Annotated in this window: 19 protein-coding genes; 11 read left to right on the top strand and 8 right to left on the bottom strand. The window is 67.4% G+C overall.

What is annotated here, in order from left to right; all coding sequences use genetic code 11:
* Positions 1 to 8 precede the first annotated feature (8 nt).
* Positions 9 to 629, bottom strand: coding sequence for a DUF1285 domain-containing protein (locus ACQR2C_RS27780; RefSeq protein ID WP_315802773.1), 621 nt, complete (start codon positions 627 to 629; stop codon positions 9 to 11).
* 265 nt (positions 630 to 894) lie between these two features.
* On the opposite strand from ACQR2C_RS27780, the gene ACQR2C_RS27785 reads away from it, so the two are divergent.
* The 3 genes from ACQR2C_RS27785 to ACQR2C_RS27795 are packed head-to-tail and all read left to right on the top strand — an operon-like array spanning position 895 to position 5,668.
* Positions 895 to 1,893: an AAA family ATPase gene (locus tag ACQR2C_RS27785; protein ID WP_316217332.1), complete on the top strand. Its 999-nt coding sequence runs from the start codon at positions 895 to 897 to the stop codon at positions 1,891 to 1,893.
* Positions 1,893 to 2,849, top strand: coding sequence for a DUF58 domain-containing protein (locus ACQR2C_RS27790; RefSeq protein ID WP_434882531.1), 957 nt, complete (start codon positions 1,893 to 1,895; stop codon positions 2,847 to 2,849). The genes ACQR2C_RS27785 and ACQR2C_RS27790 overlap by 1 nt, the downstream gene beginning before the upstream one ends.
* A complete protein-coding gene (locus tag ACQR2C_RS27795; protein WP_434882532.1) occupies positions 2,846 to 5,668 on the top strand; it encodes a DUF4159 domain-containing protein in 2,823 nt (940 codons plus the stop codon). Before ACQR2C_RS27790 ends, ACQR2C_RS27795 begins: the two co-directional genes overlap by 4 nt.
* A gap of 2 nt (positions 5,669 to 5,670) precedes the next feature.
* Here ACQR2C_RS27795 and ACQR2C_RS27800 read toward each other — a convergent pair whose 3' ends face one another.
* Positions 5,671 to 5,787, bottom strand: a complete 117-nt coding sequence (locus ACQR2C_RS27800) for an ABC transporter (RefSeq protein ID WP_434882533.1) — start codon at positions 5,785 to 5,787, stop codon at positions 5,671 to 5,673.
* 23 nt (positions 5,788 to 5,810) lie between these two features.
* On the opposite strand from ACQR2C_RS27800, the gene ACQR2C_RS27805 reads away from it, so the two are divergent.
* From ACQR2C_RS27805 to ACQR2C_RS27815, 3 genes are all read left to right on the top strand, one after another.
* Positions 5,811 to 7,874, top strand: a complete 2,064-nt coding sequence (locus ACQR2C_RS27805; protein WP_316238219.1) for a hypothetical protein — start codon at positions 5,811 to 5,813, stop codon at positions 7,872 to 7,874.
* A 205-nt stretch (positions 7,875 to 8,079) separates the two neighbouring features.
* On the top strand, positions 8,080 to 8,451 hold the full coding sequence (locus tag ACQR2C_RS27810) for a DUF2946 family protein (RefSeq protein WP_316178114.1): 372 nt from the start codon (positions 8,080 to 8,082) through the stop codon (positions 8,449 to 8,451).
* Between the two features lie 159 nt (positions 8,452 to 8,610).
* Positions 8,611 to 10,938 (top strand): TonB-dependent receptor domain-containing protein, encoded by a 2,328-nt coding sequence (locus tag ACQR2C_RS27815; RefSeq protein ID WP_434882572.1) that lies wholly within the window; start codon positions 8,611 to 8,613, stop codon positions 10,936 to 10,938.
* A 134-nt stretch (positions 10,939 to 11,072) separates the two neighbouring features.
* On the opposite strand, the gene ACQR2C_RS27820 is transcribed toward ACQR2C_RS27815, so the two are convergent.
* Positions 11,073 to 11,585, bottom strand: coding sequence for a GNAT family N-acetyltransferase (locus ACQR2C_RS27820; protein ID WP_315802767.1), 513 nt, complete (start codon positions 11,583 to 11,585; stop codon positions 11,073 to 11,075).
* A 250-nt stretch (positions 11,586 to 11,835) separates the two neighbouring features.
* On the opposite strand from ACQR2C_RS27820, the gene ACQR2C_RS27825 reads away from it, so the two are divergent.
* From ACQR2C_RS27825 to qhpR, 4 genes are all read left to right on the top strand, one after another.
* A complete protein-coding gene (locus tag ACQR2C_RS27825) occupies positions 11,836 to 13,236 on the top strand; it encodes an ethanolamine ammonia-lyase subunit EutB (RefSeq protein WP_316238493.1) in 1,401 nt (466 codons plus the stop codon).
* On the top strand, positions 13,233 to 14,015 hold the full coding sequence (gene eutC, locus ACQR2C_RS27830) for an ethanolamine ammonia-lyase subunit EutC (protein WP_315802765.1): 783 nt from the start codon (positions 13,233 to 13,235) through the stop codon (positions 14,013 to 14,015). Before ACQR2C_RS27825 ends, eutC begins: the two co-directional genes overlap by 4 nt.
* Positions 14,008 to 15,414 carry an ethanolamine permease gene (eat, locus tag ACQR2C_RS27835; protein ID WP_315802764.1) on the top strand — a complete coding sequence of 469 codons (1,407 nt, stop codon included), beginning with the start codon at positions 14,008 to 14,010 and terminating at the stop codon, positions 15,412 to 15,414. Before eutC ends, eat begins: the two co-directional genes overlap by 8 nt.
* A gap of 148 nt (positions 15,415 to 15,562) precedes the next feature.
* Complete coding sequence (gene qhpR / locus ACQR2C_RS27840) at positions 15,563 to 16,624, top strand: AraC-like transcriptional regulator QhpR (protein ID WP_316217337.1); 1,062 nt, start codon at positions 15,563 to 15,565, stop codon at positions 16,622 to 16,624.
* A gap of 16 nt (positions 16,625 to 16,640) precedes the next feature.
* Here the strand turns inward: qhpR and ACQR2C_RS27845 are convergent, their stop codons facing one another.
* From ACQR2C_RS27845 to ACQR2C_RS27855, 3 genes are all read right to left on the bottom strand, one after another.
* Positions 16,641 to 17,813: a M20 aminoacylase family protein gene (locus ACQR2C_RS27845; protein ID WP_434882534.1), complete on the bottom strand. Its 1,173-nt coding sequence runs from the start codon at positions 17,811 to 17,813 to the stop codon at positions 16,641 to 16,643.
* Positions 17,814 to 17,891: 78 nt separating this feature from the next.
* On the bottom strand, positions 17,892 to 18,824 hold the full coding sequence (locus ACQR2C_RS27850) for a glycosyltransferase family 2 protein (protein ID WP_315802761.1): 933 nt from the start codon (positions 18,822 to 18,824) through the stop codon (positions 17,892 to 17,894).
* Positions 18,825 to 18,874: 50 nt separating this feature from the next.
* On the bottom strand, positions 18,875 to 19,396 hold the full coding sequence (locus ACQR2C_RS27855; RefSeq protein ID WP_434882535.1) for an NUDIX domain-containing protein: 522 nt from the start codon (positions 19,394 to 19,396) through the stop codon (positions 18,875 to 18,877).
* Between the two features lie 131 nt (positions 19,397 to 19,527).
* Between ACQR2C_RS27855 and ACQR2C_RS27860 the strand changes: the two genes are divergently transcribed.
* Positions 19,528 to 20,412 (top strand): metallophosphoesterase family protein, encoded by an 885-nt coding sequence (locus ACQR2C_RS27860; protein ID WP_316178101.1) that lies wholly within the window; start codon positions 19,528 to 19,530, stop codon positions 20,410 to 20,412.
* 15 nt (positions 20,413 to 20,427) lie between these two features.
* Here ACQR2C_RS27860 and ACQR2C_RS27865 read toward each other — a convergent pair whose 3' ends face one another.
* The gene (locus ACQR2C_RS27865) at positions 20,428 to 20,976 is read right to left on the bottom strand and encodes a hypothetical protein (protein WP_434882536.1); all 549 of its coding nucleotides are present in this window, start codon (positions 20,974 to 20,976) and stop codon (positions 20,428 to 20,430) included.
* A gap of 234 nt (positions 20,977 to 21,210) precedes the next feature.
* Positions 21,211 to 21,417 carry a DUF4170 domain-containing protein gene (locus ACQR2C_RS27870; protein ID WP_006612464.1) on the bottom strand — a complete coding sequence of 69 codons (207 nt, stop codon included), beginning with the start codon at positions 21,415 to 21,417 and terminating at the stop codon, positions 21,211 to 21,213.
* Positions 21,418 to 21,597: the final 180 nt, after the last annotated feature.

Below are 21,597 nucleotides of genomic sequence, written 5' to 3' on the forward strand. Positions count from 1 at the left end.
GGGCTGGTTCAAAGCGCCGCCCTCACCTCTTCTGCATCGGCCATGGGGAAGAACGCGCCGCCGGACCCCACGCCGAACATGACACGCCCATCGATCATCCGCTCCTCGCCCATGTCAACAAGCTCGTAGTACAGCGCCCGGGTCACCTTGGCCCAGAGATCGGCCCGCACATGCAGATAGGGCGTCAGGCCGCCGCTGTCGCCGGGCTCGAAGCGCAGCCGGTGCGCGGCATCGCATGCGACCCAATCATCGACATTGGTGCGGAATCGCAGCAGCGGTCCGCGCGCATCGCTCTCCGTCCGCATTTCTACGGCCGTGAAGGGAGCGTCATCGACGCGGATGCCGACCTTCTCCACCGGCGTGACCAGGAAATAGCGGTCACCTTCACGCTTGAGGATGGTCGAGAACAGCCGCACCAGCGCCTGCCGCCCGATTGGCGTGCCCATGTAGTACCAGCTACCATCACCGGCGATTCGCATGTCGAGATCGCCGCAGAATGGCGGATTCCACAAATGCACCGGCGGCAATCCCTTTGCGGACGTGCCGGCCTGCGTTGCCGCCGACGTCAGCCGATCGAGTCCGTTGGCGGTGTCGAGTCCGTTGTCGGTGGTCTGCCCTTGCTTCGCCATGGTTTGCCTTGAGTTTGCGTCCACCTTGGCACGATTGGTGCAAGATTCCATCGCCGTCGTCTGTGCAAAAGTTCCTGGCGGCCCTGCAGGTCAGGTAAGGTCGCCATAACGTGATGCCGTCAATACCCCGTAATGCCGATAATATGGGGATAGTTTAACTCAACGAATACAGCGCCTTCGCATAGATTGGCATCCGCTTCCCCGGCAAACTGGAGCGGAACGTCCGTCCGAAAGTTCAAGATGCGGGGCAGAAGGAGCGACGGAAATGGCTGAGAGTGCCGAGAAGCTCGAGGATGCGATCGTCCGGTCGGCCGAACAGGTCTCCGGCCAGATCCGAGCGGCAAAGGATGCGATCTCCAGCGTCATCTTCGGCCAGGACCGCGTGGTGGAAAACACGCTGGTGACCATCCTGTCCGGCGGCCACGCGCTGCTGATCGGCGTCCCCGGCCTCGCCAAGACCAAGCTGGTCGAGACTCTGGGCGTGACGCTCGGCCTCGATGCTAAGCGCATCCAGTTCACGCCCGACCTGATGCCGTCGGACATTCTGGGCGCCGAGGTGCTGGACGAGAGCGCCGGCGGCAAGCGCTCGTTCCGCTTCATCGCCGGCCCGGTCTTTGCGCAGCTCCTGATGGCGGACGAGATCAACCGCGCCAGCCCGCGCACGCAGTCGGCCTTGCTGCAAGCCATGCAGGAGCAGCACATCACCGTTGCAGGCGCCCGTCATGACCTGCCCAAGCCCTTCCACGTGCTCGCGACCCAGAATCCGCTCGAGCAGGAAGGAACCTATCCGCTGCCCGAGGCGCAGCTCGACCGCTTCCTGATGGAGATCGACGTCGACTATCCGGATCGCGACGCCGAGCGCCGCATCCTGTTCGAGACCACCGGCGCCGAGGAGAGTGCCGCCAAGGGCGCGATGACGGCCGATGCGTTGATCGCGGCCCAACGCCTGGTGCGGCGACTGCCGGTCGGCGATTCCGTGGTCGAGGCGATCCTGTCGCTGGTGCGCTCGGCGCGTCCCGGTCCCGAGGCCGGCGACGCCGGCAAGCTGATCGCCTGGGGCCCCGGTCCGCGCGCCAGCCAATCGCTGATGCTCGCGGTGCGCGCCCGTGCGCTGCTCGACGGCCGCCTCGCGCCCTCGATCGACGACGTGCTCGATCTCGCCGAGCCCGTGCTCAAGCACCGCATGGCGCTGACCTTCCCGGCGCGCGCCGAGGGACGCACCATTCCGGACGTGATCCGCCAACTGAAGAGCCGGATTGGCTGATGGCCGCAGCGACGGGGCACGCCGACAAGGAAATTCTCGCGATACGGCGTGCCGATGGCGAAAGCCGGACGCTGGCATCGTCGCTGCCGCGTCTCGTGCTGGAAGCGCGCCAGATCGCCGCCAACGTGATCCATGGTCTGCATGGCCGTCGTCGCGCCGGCTCCGGCGAAAGCTTCTGGCAGTACCGCCGCTTCGTCTCCGGCGAGCCGTCGCAGCGCGTCGACTGGCGCCGCTCGGCGCGCGACGACCATCTCTATGTCCGCGAGCAGGAATGGGAGGCCGCGCACACGGTGTGGATCTGGCCGGACCGCTCGCCCTCGATGGCCTTCGCGTCGAAACGCGCGCGCGACAGCAAGCTCGAGCGCGCCCTGATCGTGACCTTCGCCCTGGCCGAGCTGCTGGTCGCCGGCGGCGAGCGCGTCGGTATTCCCGGCCTGATCAATCCGACCGCGAGCCGCAACGTGATCGACCGCATCGCGCAAGCGATGCTGCACGATGAGACGGTCAGGCCGAGCCTGCCGCCGTCCTTCGTCCCCTCGGCGCTCGCCGAGATCGTCGTGCTGTCGGACTTCTGGTCGCCGATCTCGGAGATCAGCACCATGCTGGCCGGCCTGTCCGCATCGGGCGCACACGGCACGATGGTCCAGGTGGTCGATCCCGCCGAGGAGACCTTCCCCTATTCCGGCCGTGTCGAGTTCGTCGAGCCGGAAGGCGGCGAGGTGATCACCGCGGGCCGCGCCGAGAGCTGGGCGCAGGACTACGTCGCCCGCGTGGCGCTGCACCGCGACCAGATCCGCGCCGAGACCGGCAAGCTCGACTGGCTGTTCACCACCCACACCACCAGCCGCTCGGCCGCCGAGCTGCTGCTGTTCCTGCATGCCGGCATGACCACGGCAAAAGGCAGCGCGCGCGGCGGCGTCAAAGTGGGCGCTGGCCCCGGAGGGCTCGGCGCATGATGGGCCTGCCGCTGTCGTTCGCCGAGCCGCTGCTGCTGACGGGCCTCGTCAGCCTGCCGGTGCTGTGGTGGCTGCTGCGGGTGATGCCGCCGCGGCCGCGCCGGATCGAGTTTCCGCCGACCCGCCTCCTGTTCGACATCACGCCCAAGGAAGAGACACCGTCGCGCTCGCCCTGGTGGCTGACCCTGCTGCGGCTGATCGCGGCGGCGCTGGTGATCTTCGCCGCGGCCGGTCCGATCTGGAATCCGCGCACCGAGGCCGTCGGCAGCAAGGCGCCGCTGGTGCTGCTGCTCGACGACAGCTGGAGCGCAGCCGCAAGCTGGGACACCCGCATCAGGGCCGCCGACGAGATCATCGCCAATGCCGATGCCGACCGCCGCGGCGTCGCGCTGCTGCCGCTGTCGGAGCCCGCGCGTGACCTCACCTTGATGCCGGCCGGCGCGGCGCGCGTCGCGCTGCGCCAGATCGCGCCCAAGGCCTACACGACCGAGCGCGCCGATGCGCTGCCGCAGCTCAATCGCTTCCTGAAAGCGACCGGCGATGCCGAGATCATGTGGTTCTCAGACGGCGTCGATCCCGGCCGCGGCAGCGAATTCGTGACCGGTCTCGCCAAGACCATCGGCGACCGCAGCCTGACGGTGTTCGAAGGCGGCACGCCCTCGCCGCTGGCGCTCGCCGGTGCTGAGAACGCCGCCGCCAAGATGACCGTGAAGGTGCTGCGCGCCGATCTCTCCGTTCCCGGCGGCATCGTCCGCGCGCTCGATGCCAAGGGCTCGCCGCTCGGCGAGGCACAATTCAGCTTTGCCGCCGGCGCGCACGACGCCGAGGCGAGCTTCGACCTGCCGGTCGAGCTGCGCAACGACATCACCCGGCTCGAGATCGCGGGCGAGCGCTCGGCCGGCGCCGTGCAGTTGCTCGACAAGCGCTGGCGCCGCCGCGCCGTCGGCATCGTCTCCGGCGCCACCAGCGACACCGCGCAGCCGCTGCTCGCCCCGACCTTCTATCTCACCCGGGCGCTCTCGCCGTTCGCCGATCTCAGGCTCGGCGATCGCGGCGCCCCGCAGCAGGTCATCACGCAGTTCCTCGACCAGAAGGTGCCGATGATCGTGATGGCCGACGTCGGCACGCTGTCGCCCGAGCTGCGCGACCGTCTCAACGACTGGATCGAGAATGGCGGCGTGCTGGTGCGCTTCGCCGGTCCGCGCCTGGCGCAGGGCGACGACGACCTCGTGCCGGTGAAGCTGCGCCGCGGCGGCCGCACCCTGGGTGGCAGCCTGACATGGGAGAAGCCGCAGCACCTGGCCGCGTTCGCCGCCGACGGTCCGTTCGCCGGCATCACCGTCCCGAAGGACGTCACCGTCAACCGCCAGGTCCTCGCCGAGCCCGACGCCGTGCTGGCGACCAAGAGCTGGGCATCGCTGGAGGACGGCACGCCGCTCGTCACCGGCGAGCATCGCGGCAAAGGCGTGATCGCGCTGTTCCACGTCAGCGCAGACATGCGCTGGTCCGATTTGCCGATGTCCGGCGCGATGGTCGAGATGCTCCGCCGCATCGTCGACATGTCCGGCTACACCTCGACGCCGGGACCGGGTCCCGCCGGCGAGACCGCCAAGGCCACGCTGGCGCCGCTGCACATCCTCGACGGCTTCGGCGCCTTCGGACCGCCGCCTTCGACCGCCAAGCCGCTGCCGGCCGATTTCAACGACCGGGCTTCGCTGGATCATCCGCCCGGATTCTATGGCCCAGCCGAGGGACCCACCGCAGTGAACACGCTGAGCCCCGCCGATCGCATTCTTCAGCTCGACACGTCGGCGCTGCGCGCCAACCGCGCCAGCTACACCACCGCCGAGCCGCGCGATCTCCGGGGCATCCTGCTGTCGACCGCACTGCTGCTTTTCCTGATCGACGCGGTCATCGTCGCTCTCCTCGGCGGCGCGCTGGCCTCGCTCGCACGGCGGCGACGTGCAGCACCCGCCTCCATCGCGCTTGCGGTGCTTGCAACCGGTGCCCTGCTCGCCGTCGCAATGCCGACCACCGCGCGCGCCGATGCGGCAAGCGATGATTTCGCGATGCGCGCGGTGTCGCAGACGCGACTTGCCTATGTCGTGACCGGCAATGCCGACGTCGATTCCATCGTCAAGGCCGGACTGACCGGACTGACCTTGTTCCTGGCGCAGCGGACCGCGCTCGAAGCCGGCGATCCCGTCGGCATCGATCCCGCCCATGACGAGCTTGCCTTCTTCCCGCTGATCTACTGGCCGATCGTGCCGGGCGTGCCGAAGCCGCCGCAAGACGCGATCAACAAGATCGATGCCTACATGAAGCAGGGCGGCACGGTGATCTTCGATACCCGCGACGCGGTCGAGGCGCCCCCCGGCGAGAACGGCGCGCAGCAGACCCCGGGCATGCAGTCGCTGCGCGAGATCCTGTCGTCGCTCGATGTGCCCGAGCTCGAGCCGGTGCCGCGCGAGCACGTGCTGACCAAGACGTTCTACCTGCTGCGCGACTTCCCCGGCCGCTTCACCACGGGGCAGACCTGGGTCGAGGCGTTGCCGAAGGACGAGGACGAGGACAGCGCCTCGCGCCCGGCGCGCGGCGGCGACGGCGTCTCGCCGATCATCATTACCTCAAACGATCTGGCCGGTGCCTGGGCGATCCGCCCCGACGGCCAGGCCATGCTGCCGATGGTTCCCGGCGAGCCGCGGCAGCGCGAATTCGCCTTCCGCGCCGGCGTCAACATCGTGATGTACACGCTGACCGGAAACTACAAGGCGGATCAGGTGCACGCGCCGGCGCTGATCGAACGGCTCGGGCAATGAAATTAGCTGTGCGCGAAGGTCGCGCCAAACCCATAGCCGTCATGGCCGGGCTTGCCCCGGCCATCCACGACCAGCGGCGCACGCTGCGCGACGTGGATGCCCGGCACGAGGCCGGGCATGACGACAACTGCGAGTTTGCCTCATGAACTACGGCATCGCGTTCACACCTCTGGTCCCGCCGATCGTGCTGTGGCTCGCGATCGGCGCGATCGTCGTCATCGCCGCGCTGCTGTTGCTCGGCCGCTCGCGTTCGGCCTGGATCCGCGTCACCGCGCTGGCCTTGATCGCGCTCGCACTGGCCAATCCGCAGTTCACGCGCGAGGACCGCGAGCCGCTGAGCTCGGTCGCCGCCGTCGTGGTCGACAAGAGCCCGAGCCAGAATTTCGGTGACCGCAACAAGCAGACCCAGGCGGCCCAGGAGTCGCTGGTCGACAGCCTGAAGAAGATCAAGGGCCTCGAGGTCCGCGTGGTCGATGCCGGCCAGGCCGACGGCGAGACCGACGGCACGCATCTGTTCAGCGCGCTGACATCGGCCCTGTCGGACGTCCCCGTCGATCGGGTCGCGGGCGCCTTCATGATCACTGATGGCCGCGTGCACGACATTCCCGGCAACCTCGCCGCGCTCGGCTTCCAGGCTCCGCTGCAGGCCCTGATCACGGGCCAGAAGGCCGAGCGTGACCGCCGCGTCGCGATCACCGCGGCCCCTCGTTTCGGCATCGTCGGCCAGCCCCAGACCATCAGCTTCCGGCTCGATGATCAGGGCATCGCGGGCGCCAGCGCGAAGGTCGTGATCCGCCGCGACGGCGAGGTCATCAGCGAGCGCACCTTGACCAGCGGCCAGGCTGCCAATGTCGACGTCGACGTCAAGCACGAAGGTCAGAACATCGTCGAGATCGAAGCCTCGCCGCTCGACAACGAGCTGACCCTCGTCAACAACCGCGCGGTGGTCTCGATCGATGGCGTCCGCGACAAGCTGCGCGTGCTGCTGGTGTCGGGCGAGCCGCATTCGGGCGAGCGTACCTGGCGCAACCTGTTGAAGTCAGACGCCAGCATCGATCTCGTCCACTTCACGATCCTCCGGCCACCGGAGAAGCAGGACGGCACCCCGATCAACGAGCTGTCGCTGATCGCGTTTCCGACCCGCGAGCTGTTTCAGCAGAAGATCAACGAATTCCAGCTGATCATCTTCGACCGCTATGCCCGCCAGGGCGTGCTGCCGGTCGCCTATTTCGACAACATCGCGCGCTACGTGCGCAATGGCGGCGCGGTGCTGGTCTCGGCCGGCCCGGACTACGCCTCCAACACCAGCATCTGGCGCACACCGCTCGACTCGGTGCTGCCCGCCGAGCCGGTTGGCGTCACCGAGAAGCCGTTCTATGCGCATCTGTCCGACGCCGGCAAACGGCATCCGGTGACGCGCGGCCTCGAAGGCTCGGGCTCCGAGCCGCCGCGCTGGAGCCGCTTCTTCCGCACCGTCGAGACGCGCAATGCGGTCAGCCCGCCGGTGATGACCGGCGCCGACGGCAAGCCGCTCTTGCTGCTGTCGCGCTTCGGCGCCGGCCGCGTCGCGCTGCTGCTATCCGACCACATCTGGCTGTGGGCGCGCGGCTACGAGGGCGGCGGTCCGCATCTCGACCTGCTCCGACGCACGTCGCACTGGCTGATGCAGCAGCCTGACCTGGATGAGGAGGCGCTGCGACTCCAGATCCAGGGCAAGGATCTCGCCGTCATCCGCCAGACCATGGGCGACACCGTGCCTCCGGTCACCGTGACTTCGCCGTCCGGCCAGACGCGTGAGCTGACGTTGAGCCAGGGCGATCCCGGCGAATGGCGCGCGACCTTGCCGGCCAACGAGCTCGGCCTGTGGCAGGCCACGGACGGCACCTTGAAGGCGCTCATCAATGTCGGCCCGACCAATCCGAAGGAATTCTCCGAGGTCACTTCGACCACCGAGACGCTGAAGCCGCTGGCACAGGCCACCGGCGGCGACGCCCGCCGCATCGCCGACGGATCCGGCATCGACATGCCGCGCATCGTCCCCGTCAGGTCATCGACGCTGTTCAGCGGCGACGGCTGGATGGGCGTGCGGATGCGCGACGCCAGCGTCGTCAAGGGCGTCGGCGTGCTGCCGATGTTCGCCGGCGTGATCGGCCTGTTGCTGCTGCTCGGCGCGCTCGCCGCCACCTGGGTGCGCGAGGGTCGCTGACACAACGACACGAGCACGCGCCACCGCCTCGTGCGACGTGGCGCGAAGGGCACAGCGACGGGGATTCCACCCGCCGTCGCAGTGCGCTGATTGACAGGTGGGAAGCCCCCTTGCGATGTTACATTGTAACAACGGCTGATCATCCTCCCAGCCGAACGGGGTGGCCTATTCACATGAGGCCGATTTACATGAGCCAGAGCTGGCGATGAGCTGGTTTCGCGCGAACATCAAGGATGTCTCGCGGCTGGCGCTGTTTGCGCTGGTGCTGCAATTCGCGCTCGCGTTCGGCCACGTTCATTGGCTCTCCGCGCAGGCGCTGGATGGCGGCCGTCTCACGACGGCGCAGGCCCATACCGGCTCCTCTCCCGCAAGCCAGGACCCCGACCAGCAGCCATCCGCTGACGGCTGCGCCATCTGCGCCGTCATGGCGATGGCGCAGTCGATCCTGCTGTCACCGGCGCCCGTTCTGACGCCTCCTGAAGCGGTCGCATTCCGGCTGCCCGATGCGATCACCGCCACTGTCGCGGCCGTCGTCGTCGACACCGCCTTCCAGCCGCGCGCTCCTCCCACCGCCTGATCTGAGCCGCTCGAAACACTGCCCCGCTGCGCGAGCGCACGGCGGCCGCGTGCAGGAATGGGTCCGTCGCAACCCGACGGCAGGCGCATCCCGCCAGCAACGAAAGACGTGGGACGCCTGATCAGGATCAGGAATTGAAAGATGTTGTCGAGAGCCTTGATGTCGGGCTGCAGCGCCGCAGCCTTGTTGTGCGTTTTGGGTGCGCCCGCGCGCGCTGACGATCCGGCGAAGCCGGCGGCCGAACTGCCCGAGGTCACAGTGACCGCACCGAGCCCGATCCGTGCCCGCAAGCCGGTGGTGCCGCGGCCCAATCCCACCGCGCGCGTGGCGCGCAGCGGCCCACGCACGCCGGCGCCCGCGCGCGAGGCCCAGACCGCGCCGCCCCCGCCGCAGCAGGGCGTAACGCCCATCATCACCGACCAGTTCGCGACCGTCACGGTGGTGCCGAATGAGGAGCTGCGCCGCTCCGGCGCGGCAACGCTCGGCGATCTCCTGAATTCCAAGCCGGGCATCACCGGCTCGAGCTTCGCGCCGGGCGCATCGAGCCGGCCGATCATCCGCGGCCTCGACGTCAACCGCGTCGGCATCGTCGAGAACGGCATCGGCGGTGGCGGTGCGTCCGATCTCGGCGAAGATCATTTCGTGCCGATCGATCCACTCACCAGCGACCAGATCGAGGTCGTCCGCGGCCCCGCAGCGCTACGCTACGGCTCGACTTCGATCGGCGGCGTCGTCAGCGCCACCAACAATCGCATTCCCAGCGCGCTGCCGAGCTGCGCGACGGCGCCGTTCCAGACCTATGGCCTGCCGGCGAGCGCGCCAGCCGCGGGCAGCGCGCCTTGCGTCACCGCGGAAACGCGCACCTCGTTCAGCTCGGTCGATCGCGGCGTCGAGGGCGGCGTGCTGCTCGATGCCGGCGGCGGCAATTTCGCTGTCCATGCCGATGCCTACGGCCGCAAGACCGGCGACTACTCCATTCCCGGCTACCCCTATCTGTTCGACCAGACCCGCCCGGTGAACGGCCGGCAGCCGAACTCCGCCGTGCAGAACGATGGCGCCTCGCTCGGCGGCAGCTACTTCTTCTCAGGCGGCTTCGTCGGCGCTGCGATCACGCAGACCGATGCGCTCTACCATATCCCCGGCATCGACGGCGCCGACAGCCGGACCCGGATCGACGCGCACCAGACCAAGATCACCGCCAAGGGCGAGTACCGCCCGGACTCCGCGGCGATCGATGCCATCCGCTTCTGGGCCGGTGCGACCGACTATCGGCACAACGAGATCGGTCTCGCCGATGTCACCGATCCGACCACCGACGGCGTGCGGCAGACCTTCACCAATCGCGAGCAGGAAGCGCGCGTCGAGATGCAGATGATGCCAGTCAATCTGCGCTTCGCGACGCTCACGACCGCCTACGGCGTGCAGGCCGGACACCAGGAGCTGAATGCGCCGAGCCCCGACAATCCCGGCTCGGTGTTCAACGGACTGTTCGGCCCCAACACCAACAACCGCGTCGCCGGCTACGTCTTCAACGAGTTCGCCTTCACACCGGCGACCAAGGCGCAGGTCGCAGCCCGCATCGAGCACGTCTCATTGAACGGCTCCACGCCGAACTTCCCGGTCGACTATCTGCCGGACGGCACGCCACAGGCCAACATCGCCCGCAATCCGTCGTACACGCCGAAGAGCGCGAGCGTCGGCCTGTTGCAGAACCTGCCGGGCGATCTCGTGGCGAGCGTCACCGCGCAATATGTCGAGCGCGCGCCGAAGCCAGCCGAGCTGTTCTCGCGCGGCGGCCATGATGCGACCGCAACCTTCGACATCGGCAATCCGAACCTGACCATCGAGACGGCCAAAACCGTCGAGGCCGGACTGCGCAAGGCCACCGGCCCTTTCCGCTTCGAGGCCACCGCCTACTACACGCAGTTCAGCAACTTCATCTATCGGCGGCTGACCGGCGTGATGTGCGGCGACGATTTTGCCTCCTGCGGCACCACCGGCACCGAGCTGAACCAGGCGGTCTACTCGCAGCGCAACGCGCTGTTCCGCGGCTTCGAGTTCCAGAGCCAGTTCGATGTCGCTTCGCTCGGCACCGGCATCTGGGGCATCGAGAACCAGTTCGACGTCGTCCGCGCCACCTTCGCGGACGGCACCAATGTGCCGCGGATTCCGTCGATGCGCGTCGGCGGCGGCCTGTTCTGGCGCGACGCCAACTGGCTGACCCGCATCAATCTGCTGCACGCCTTCGCGCAGAACGATATCGCGCCGATCGCGGAGACGCCGACGCCAGGCTACAACCTGCTCAAGGCCGAGGTCAGCTACCGGACCAAGCTCAACCCGAACATGTTCGGCGCGCGCGAGATGCTGGTCGGCCTCGTCGGCAACAATCTGCTCAACGAGAAGATCCGCAACTCGGTCTCCTACACCAAGGACGAGGTGCTGCTGCCCGGCATCGGCGTGCGGATCTTCGCCAATCTGAAGTTCTGATTGCGAATTCGGTGGGGCGTGGAGGAAAGCAACCTGCGCTCCCCGTCGTCATTGCGAGGACCGAAGCGACGAAGCAATCCAGATTTCCGTCGGGAGTCTGGGTTGCGTCGCTTCGCTCGCAATGACGGAAAACGTCAGCGCGCGTAATCCCAATCGGGCCGGATCGCGCCCTCGACGCCCTCGAACGCGCCCTCGATCAGCTCGTTCACCAACAGCCGGTTGTAGTCCACCGGTCCCGGCATGATCGCCCTGCCCTTCGGCACCGGCTTGAAGCCGACGCGCGTGTAGTAGGCCGCGTCCCCCACCAGCAGTATCAAGCGGTGGCCCTGCGCCCGCGCGTCCGCGACCGAACGCTCCATCAGCATGCGGCCGATGCCGTGCTTGCGGAACGGCGGCTCGACCGTCAGCGGCCCGAGCATCAGCGCCTTGGTGTCGCCGACGCAGATCGGCAGTTGCCGCACCGAGCCGACCAGCAAAGTGCCGATATGAGCGGTGAACGACAATGCGAGCAGATGATCGACATGCTCGCGTAAGCGGTAGGCGCTCAGCACGAAGCGGCCGGGGCCGAAGGTGCGCTCATGCAGCCGCTCGATCGCCTGCGCGTCGCCCGGCTTTTCGGCGGAGATCGTAATGGACAGGTCACTCATGTGGGGTGGCGAGATAGCATTCTGGAGCGGCGCGGTCCATGGGCGGGCCGTCCACGTGTTGACAGCATTCTCCTGCTCCGGGGGGCACCGATGCTAATTTTCTGAGCATTCGCGCGGCATGACCGAAGATTGTGCTAAGATGTCAAGTTTCCGGAGCTGCCCTCGCTTAACCTGTCCCAGGTCATGAGCGTTGTGGTCGCCGTCGCGGCCGCTTGGACCGCTCTGACGCAACACGAGCAGCAGGTCGAAGATGACGGGTGCGTTCAGGTCGCGCCATCGCGGCGAAACTCATGTGTTCGATGATCTCAAGACGCTGCTGGCCTGCGCCTCGCCGCGCCGGTCCGGCGATGAGCTGGCTGGCATCGCAGCCGACAGTGCCGCGCGGCGGGTTGCAGCGCGGATGGCGCTCGCCGACGTGCCGCTGCGGCGTTTCCTCGACGAGCCGCTGATTCCCTATGAGAGCGACGAGGTCACGCGCCTCATCCTCGACAGCCACGATGCCGCCGCATTCGCGCCCGTCGCATCGCTGACCGTCGGCGAATTGCGCGAATGGCTGATGTCCTGGGAGGCGGATGCCGGCCGGCTGGCCGCCCTCGCGCCGGGACTGACGCCGGAGATGGTGGCCGCGGTCTCCAAGCTCTGCGGCAATGGCGATCTCGTCGCCGTCGCCGCCAAATGCCGGGTCGTGACCCGCTTCCGCTCCACGATCGGCCTGGAGGGGCGGCTGTCGTCGCGGCTGCAGCCGAACGATCCGACCGACGATCCCCAGGCGATCGCCGCCGGCACGCTCGACGGCCTGCTGTTCGGCATGGGCGATGCCGTGATCGGCATCAATCCCGCGACCGACAATGTCGAGGCCTGCATCCGCCTGCTCACGATGCTCGATGATCTCAGGCTCAAATTCGAGGTGCCGACGCAGTCCTGCGTGCTGAGCCACGTCACGACCTCGATCCAGGCGATCGAGAAAGGCGCGCCGCTCGATCTCGTCTTCCAGTCGATCGCCGGCACCGAGGCGGCCAATGCCGGCTTCGGTGTGACCCTGAAGCTGCTGGCCGAGGCGCATGACGCAGCCTTGTCACTGAAGCGCGGCACGGTCGGCAACAACGTCATGTATTTCGAGACCGGCCAAGGCGCGGCCCTGTCCGCCGATGCGCATCACGGCCTCGATCAGCAGACCGTCGAGGCCCGCGCCTATGCCGTCGCGCGCGCCTTCTCGCCACTGCTGGTCAACACCGTCGTCGGCTTCATCGGTCCTGAATATCTCTACGACGCGAAGGAGATCATCCGCGCCGGCCTCGAGGATCATTTCTGCGCCAAGCTGCTCGGCGTGCCGATGGGCTGCGATGTCTGCTACACCAACCATGCCGAAGCCGATCAGGACGACATGGACGACCTGGCGCTGCTGCTTGCGGCGGCGAACGTCAACTTCCTGATCGCGGTGCCCGGCGCCGACGACATCATGCTCAACTATCAGAGCCTGTCGCATCACGACGTGATGCGGCTGCGGCATCTGCTCGGCCGCCGCCCGGCGCCGGAGTTCGAGGCGTGGCTGGCGCGGATGGGTCTCCTCGACCACAGCGGCCGCGTGCCGCCATTGCCGGGCAGCGCGCCTTCCGTAGCCCGGCTGATCGGCCAGGGGGCGCGGGCATGAGGGACGATCCGTTCGACCTGCTGCGCAGGATGACGCGTGCCCGCGTCGCGCTCGGCCGCGCCGGCGACGGGCTTCCGACGGCGGCGAAGCTGGAATTCCAGATGGCGCATGCGCGCGCGCGCGATGCCGTATGGGGCAAGGTCGATTTCGACGGCATCGCCGGCGCGCTCGCGCCGCGCGAGGTGATCAAGGTCGCGAGCGCAGCACCGGACCGCGCCAGCTATCTGCGCCGGCCAGATCTTGGCCGCCGTCTCGCCACGGGCGAAGCGTCGCGGCTGCCATCAGGCCCATACGATCTCGTCTTCATCATTGCCGACGGGCTGTCGGCGGATGCGGTCGAAAGCCATGCCGCCGCTGTCGTGATCGCCACCGAGGCGCGTCTGACAGGCCTGTCCATCGGCCCGATCGTGCTGGCTTCGCAGGCGCGCGTGGCGCTGGGTGACGATGTCGGCGCCGCGATGCGCGCACGGCTTGTGGCGGTCCTGATCGGCGAGCGTCCGGGTCTGTCGGCCGCGGATTCCCTCGGTGTGTATCTGACGCTGCACCCGGCCCCGGGCCTGCGCGACAGCGCCCGCAACTGCATGTCCAACATTCACGGCCACGGGCTCTCCGCCGAGCGCGCCGCCGACAAGCTGGCCTGGCTGGTGCGCGAGGCGCTGCGGATCGGCGTCACCGGCATCGGCCTCAAGGAGGCGGCGCCGGACGCCGCGATCGCGACGACACAACCAACAACACAAATCACCCATCACAAGCCGACAGGAGCGAATGGACATGAGTGACGAGGCCAAGCCGACGCTTTCGAAGAGCCTGACCGGACTCCATCTGTGGGGCATCGCGGTCGGGCTGGTGATCTCCGGCGAATATTTCGGCTGGAGCTACGGCTGGGACAAGGCCGGCACGCTCGGCTTCCTCATCACCACGATCTTCATCGCGGTGATGTATACGACCTTCATCTTCTCCTTCACCGAGCTCACCACCGCGATCCCCCATGCCGGCGGTCCGTTTGCCTATTCCTACCGAGCCTTCGGCCCGCTCGGCGGCTTCGTCGCCGGCTTCGCGACGCTGATCGAGTTCGTGTTCGCACCGCCTGCCATCGCGCTCGCCATCGGCGCCTATCTCAACGTCCAGTTTCCGGCGCTGTCGCCCAAGACCGCCGCGCTCGGCGCATATCTGGTGTTCATGGCCCTCAACATCGCAGGCGTATCGATCGCCGCAACATTCGAGCTGTTCGTCACCGTGCTGGCGATCGCCGAGCTCCTGGTGTTCATGGGCGTCGTGTCGCCCGGCTTCTCCTTCGCCAATTTCGCCGCCAACGGCTGGGCCGGCGAGAATTCATTCTCGCTGGCGAGCATCGGCGGCATCGTCGCCGCGATCCCGTTCGCGATCTGGTTCTTCCTGGCGATCGAAGGCGCCGCCATGGCCGCGGAAGAGACCAAGAATCCGACCAAGACGATTCCGCTCGCCTACATCGCGGGGATTCTAACGCTCGTCGTGCTCGCCTTCGGCACCATGATCATGGCCGGCGGCGTCGGCGACTGGTCGAAGCTCGCCAACATCAATGATCCGCTGCCGCAGGCGATGAAGATCGTGGTCGGCGAGAACTCCGGCTGGCTGCACATGCTGGTGTGGATCGGCCTGTTCGGACTGATCGCCTCGTTCCACGGCATCATCATGGGCTACTCGCGGCAGATCTTCGCGCTGTCGCGCGCCGGCTTTCTGCCGGCGAAGCTCGCCGCGTTGCATCCGACCTGCCGCACGCCGCATTGGGCCATCCTTGCCGGCGGCGTGATCGGCATCGCCGCGATCTACTCCGACGAGCTCATCCAGTTCGCCGGACAGACGCTGACGGCGAACATCGTGACGATGAGCGTATTCGGCGCGCTCGTGATGTACATCATGAGCATGGCCGCTCTCTTCCGCCTGCGGGCCACCGAGCCCCATCTCATCAGGCCGTTCAAGGCGCCAATCTATCCCGTGCTTCCGGCCGTGGCGCTGGTCTGTGCGACGCTCTCGCTGCTCACGATGATTTGGTTCAATCTGCAGGTGTTCGCGGCCTTCGTGGTGCTGTTCGCGGCCGGCCTGCTGCTCTATCGTCTGACCGCCGGCAAGCGCAGCATGGCGGCGAACGACAGCCTGCTCGACATCGCCTTGACCGAAGCCCGCGCCATGGCCGACTGATCCGGCCGGATCGCGACAGTCTCGATCGAGGACCCTCCGCGCCATGTGCTTGCGCGGAGGGGTCATGAATGGCCGCTCCGGCAGGCACGTGACTTGCATAACTACGAGGTGTGAAACAACGGCGCATTTCCTCAAAGGTGAGGATTTCATGGCACAGCATCCGACAGCCGAAAGCCAGCATCCGCGCGATCGGAGCCGCAACATTCTGGCCGCCGCGGCCACCGGCGTCGCTGATTTCATCGCCCAGACAGGCGGCCGTCCGGAAGCGGTGTTCGAGCGGATCGGCATCGATGCCAGCTGCCTCGGCGAGACCCGCCGCGCGCTCGACCTCGCCGACTATGTCGCGATGATGGAAGACGCCGCACAGGAGACCGGCAACGACAATTTCGGCCTTTGGTTCGGCCAACGCTACCAGCCGCGGATGCTCGGCCTGATCGGCGAGATCGCGCTGGCGGCGCCGACGCTGGGCTCGGCGATCGAGCATCTCGCGCTGTGGTTTCCCTGGCATCAGCAGGCGACCGAAACCCGCCTGACGCGCCACGACGGCTTGCTGCGGCTCGAATATCGCATTCTCGACGGCTCGATCGTCGATCGCCGGCAGGATGCCGAATTGACCATGGGCATGTTCGCGAACGTCTTCCGTGCGTGCCTGCCATCGGGCTGGGCGCCTGACATGGTGCTGTTCGAACACGCCCGGCCGGCGGCCTGGCGCGATCATGAGGCAGCCTTCGATGCCGACGTCGGCTGGTCGCAAGGCACCAATGCGCTGGTGTTTCGCGATCGCGGCCTGGACCGGGCGATGCCGGGGGCGGATCTTCCACGCCTGCAGCGGCTGACGACGGATCTTGCCGGTGTCGCCGGCTCCTGCGGCACGCCGGCGTTCCTCGATCTGGTCCGTGGCGAGATCCGGCGGCGGTTGTCGGCCGGCGCGCTTCATCTCGAGGAGGTCGCCGATGCGCTGTCGACAACGTCGTGGACGTTGCAGCGCCGGCTTGCCGAGTTCGGCGCCACCTTCTCCGACCTGGTCGAGGCGACGCGGCTCGACCTCGCCCGCCACTATCTGCGCCAAGCGCATCTGCCGCTCGGCGACGTCGCCTTCCTGCTCGGCTATTCCGAAGCCTCAGCCTTCTCCCGCGCGTTCTCGCGCTGGACCGGCTGCAGCCCGCGGCATTGGCGCCAACGGTCATTGCAGGCGACGGCTCGCAGCTAAAGCCGCGCGACCGGCATCAATCTGTCGGCATCGTCTTCTCGACCAGCCGCACCCAATAGGAGGCGCCATGGCCGAGGATGTTGTCGTTGAAGCGATAGGCCGGATGGTGGCAGTCCTTGCCGTCGCCCATGCCGAGGAAGACGAAGGCGCCGGGGCGGGCCTGCAGCATGAAGGCGAAGTCCTCGGCGCCCATCAGCGGCGGCGCATTGTCGACCACCCGCTCCGCACCGACGACGTCGCGGGCGACATCGGCGGCGACCCCGGTCTCGCGCGCATGGTTCATCGTAATCGGGTAGAGCCGCGTGTATTTCGTCGTCGCCTCACCGCCATAGGTGCGGGCGATGCCGTCGGCGACCTCGGCAATGCGGCGCTCCACCAGGTCCTGCACCTCGGGATCGAGCGTGCGCACGGTCCCCTTCAGTTCGACGGTCTCCGGAATGACGTTCATCGCCGTGCCGGCCTCGACGACGCAGATCGAGATGACCGCCGACTTGATCGGATCGACGTTGCGCGACACGATCGACTGCAGCGCGGTGATGATGTGCGCCGCGATCAGCACGCTGTCGACCGCCTTGTGGACCCCGGCACCGGCATGCCCGCCCTTGCCGCGGACGGTGATCTCGAGCTGGTCCGACGACGCCAGCATCGGGCCCGGCCGCAGCGCGAAGACGCCTTCGGGCACGCCCGGCGCGTTGTGCAGGCCGTAGACCTCCTGGATGCCCCAGCGGGTCATCAGCCCATCGTCGACCATCGCCTTGCCGCCGGCGCCGCCCTCCTCGGCCGGCTGGAAGATCACGATCGCCGTGCCGTCGAAATTGCGGGTGTCGGCGAGATGCTTCGCGGCGCCGAGCAGCATCGCGGTGTGGCCGTCATGGCCGCAGGCATGCATCAGGCCCGGCGTCTTCGACGCATAGGGCACGCCCGAGGCTTCCTCGATCGGCAGGGCGTCCATGTCGGCGCGCAGGCCAATGGTGCGACCTGAGCTGGTCCGACGGCCGCGGATGACACCGACCACGCCGGTGCGTCCGATGCCGGTCACCACCTCGTCACAACCGAATTCGCGCAAGCGCTCGGCGACGATGCCGGCGGTGCGGTGCACCTCGTACATCAGCTCGGGATGTTCATGGAAATCATGGCGCCAGGCGGCCATGTCGTCGGTGAGCGCGGCGATGCTGTTCAGGATGGGCATGGAGGCGGTGTTCTCGTTCGGGACGGTGACGCCCGAACCATGACCGGAACGGCGGATGGACACAAGCTCTCGCCCGCATCAGCCCTCGATCGGGGCGTGTGACAGGTACGCGAGCAGCTTCATCTCGCGGCGGCCGCGGGTGACGGTGTCGAGCACGAGGCCCGAGGAGGCCGACAGCAGCGCCATGATCATCAGGCCCATCGACAGCACGGCGGTCGGCAGCCGCGGCACCAGCCCGGTCTCGATATAGGTGACGAAGATGGGAATCGCGAAGCCGATCGAGACCAGCGCGAGGAAGATGCCGATAGCGCTGAAAAAGCGCAGCGGCTTCTCCGAGCGATACAGCTTCAGGATCGTGCCGAGGATGCGGAAGCCGTCGCGCCAGGTGTTGAGCTTGGAGACGGAGCCTTCGGGCCGCGCGTAGTATGGCGTCGCGAGCTCGGCGACCGGCAGCGCCAGCTCCAGCGCATGCACGGTCAGCTCGGTCTCGATCTCGAATCCGTCGGAGAGGACGGGGAAGGATTTGACGAAGCGGCGCGAGAACACGCGGTAGCCGGACAGGATGTCCTTGAAGGCCTGGCCGAACACCTCGGCAAGGAAGCTCGTCAGCATCCAGTTGCCGGTGCGATGGCCCATGCGGTAGGCGGCCTGCTCCTGGTCGACCCGCAGGCCCACCACCATGTCGAGCCGCTCGCTCACGAGACGCGCGATCATGCCGGGCGCGCTCGGCGCGTCATAGGTCGCGTCACCATCGACCAGCACGTAGATGTCGGCATCGACATCGGCGAACATGCGCCGGACGACATGGCCCTTGCCCTGCCGCCGCTCGCTGCGCACCTCGGCGCCGGCCGCGCGCGCGACCTCGATGGTGCGGTCCTTGGAATTGTTGTCATAGACGTAGACGGTGGCCGTCGGCAGCGCCTGCTTGAAATCGCGGACCACGGTGGCGACCGCGGCCTCCTCATTGTAGCAGGGCACCAGCACGGCGATCCGCATCGAAGCTGAACTCATCGACCCCTCTCCCCCAGGGACGGGAGACTGCCCTCATTCGGTGCAGAAATTCATAATGATCCGGCGACAACGCGCTGTTCCGGCCGCCAGGTGGGAATGACCTTAACGCCGTCCAGCACCTCGCGCAGGCGGGATTGCGTGCCGAGCGTGGTTCCCTCCGGCAGCGCGTCGCGTGCGAAGAAGCCGGTCTCCACGATTTCGAGGTTCGGCTCCGGCGGCCGGTCCTGCGTGAACCTTTTGATAACGAAGACGGCGACGTGGTCGCGCGGCGAGACGTGGCTGTTGAGGAAGATGCCGTGCAGCTCCGGCTCGCCTTCGAGCGCGATCCGGCCCTCCTCGAACAGCTCCCGCGTCAGCGCCTCGATGAATGTCTCGCCGACCTCGACGCCGCCGCCCGGCAGGTGCCAGCCCGAGACATAGCCATGCCGGACCAGGAACACGCGGTTCTCGGCATCCAGCACCACGCCGCGGACGCCCAGCGTCATGCCGCGCGCGAAGCGCCAATAGAGGTGGAAGCCGCGCCGGAGCACCGGCTCGAACCGGATCCGCAGCCGGCTCAGATATGTCGTCATCGCTGTCGTCGTCCTGGTTGTTCTTGCGCTCGCAGGCGGGGCTTGTCATGAGAGCCGGGGCATCACGAGGGATAGCACGAGATGACATCTGCTGGGCGCGCCTGCATCCGCCATCGGCACCGAGGGGCGTAATGGCTGCCTTCACCCTCGCCCACCTGTCCGACCCGCACCTCGCTCCCCAGCACAAGCCGCGCCTGTCGGAGCTCGCCGGCAAGCGCGCACTCGGCTATCTCAACTGGACGCGCAATCGCTACAAATATCACCGCCGCGACATCCTCGATCTGCTCATCTCCGATCTGCATGCGCAGATGCCGGACCAGATCGCCGTCACCGGCGATCTGGTCAATTTCGCGCTGGAATCGGAATTCCCGCTCGCCCAGGCCTGGCTGCGGACCGTCGGGCCGCCGGACAAGGTCACCGCGATTCCCGGCAATCACGACGCCTATGTGCGCTCGACCCGGCTGCGCTTCGCCGAGAGCTTTGCCGACTATTTCGGCGGCGATGCCGAGGGACCGGCTACGTTCCCGTCGCTGCGCCGGCGCGGGCCGCTCGCGTTGATCAGCCTGTCCTCGGCCGTGCCGTCGGCGCCGTTCATGGCGACGGGACGGCTCGGCAGCGCACAGCTCGCCGCGCTGGAGCAGATGCTCGAATCGCTGGCCCACGAGCAGCTGTTCCGCGTGCTGCTGGTGCATCATCCGCTGCGCTCGGCCCACCGGATGAAGCGGCTGACCGACGCCGGGAAGCTGATCGCGCTGCTCGCGCGCCACGGCGTCGAGCTGATCCTGCACGGCCACGACCACGTGCATTCGACGATCTGGATCGACGGCCCGGAGCGCAAGATCCCGGTCGTCGGCGTGCCCTCGGCGTCGTCGATGGCGCATGGCCACTATCCGGCCGCGGCCTACAACATGTTTGCCATCAGCAGCGACGGCAATCACTGGCGCTGCGACATGACCGTGCGCGCGGTCAACGAGGCGCTGCGGGTGCGCGAGATCCGCGAGGTCCGCCTGCTTTGAGGCGCGGCCACGCCGTCAGATCTGCTGTAGGCTCGCATAGAATGCGACGCCGAACAGCGACAGCGCGCCGAGCACGAAGCCGAGCACGAACGGCCAGACCCCACCGCGCCGCCGCGGCGCCTTGGCGCTCGTCTTCGCCTGAGCCCTTGCGACGCTGAAGGCGCGCTCGCGCTCGACCATGCGGCGGGCGACGTAGTCGGTGACGGCCTTCACGATCGCCGCGATGTCGTGCGACTCGGCGAGCACGACGCGGCCGTTTCGGGTGTCCTGCACGAAGCGATACTGCCGCTTGTCACGCCCCATCACGACGTGGGCGACGACGTCGATCCACAGCCGCGGCGTCTCGCCCTGGCTGATGCCGCGATCGAACAGATCGAGCTGGATCGGGATATCCGCGAACAGCGGGTCGAGCGCGTCGTTGAGGATCTCCAGCCGCGCCACCTCGGCGTCGCGCAGATCAACCACCACGCCCGTTCGGTCTGCGGCCTCGATCCGGGCCTGGCGCAGCGCCTCGCGCAGGCGCACGGGGCGGGCTTCAGTGCTGCTGTCGGCGGCCTCGGACATCGGTCACGCTTTCACGGTTCGGCCCTGGTTTCGCCAGGTTCCCACCGTGTTAACGTAGCAGTAACCCAGTATTCTGCAATCCCCTTTCATCTTCAATGGGTTATAAGCACGCTGGCGTAACCACGAAACGGACGTGGGCGGCCTCCTCCGGCATGACCCGGCTGAGACCGCCCCGTCCTTGGGCTCTTTCCTCGAGCTTAATCAAATACCCGGCAATGCATTCCTTCCCAGCGATCAGGCCGCCGGCGCGCGCTGCGGCTCCTCGACGATCGAGAAGCGGACGCCGGCCTTGTGGCGGTTCTCCTCGGACACCTCGCGCCAGCAGTCCTCGGCCTCCTTGCGCGACTTGAACGGCCCCTTCACCTGGGCCGAGCCTTCCACCAGCTTGTGGAAATTCATCGAGCCGAACTCGCCGCCGATCACCCAGAAATTGCTGGTCATGAGACCCTCCTTCAACCGTCACAACTTTGACAGTGCATTGCGAATTGCGTGACAGGAGATAAACGCGAAACTGGCAGCTTCGTATAGAGGCCTTGTTTTCGAATGGTGATGTCATGTAACATCATCACTTGTCATAAATGTCATTTTGTCAATTTTGTCACAATCCGAGGGCCGGTCGGC

The organism is Bradyrhizobium sp. HKCCYLRH3061, assembly GCF_051168015.1.
Lineage (GTDB): Bacteria > Pseudomonadota > Alphaproteobacteria > Rhizobiales > Xanthobacteraceae > Bradyrhizobium.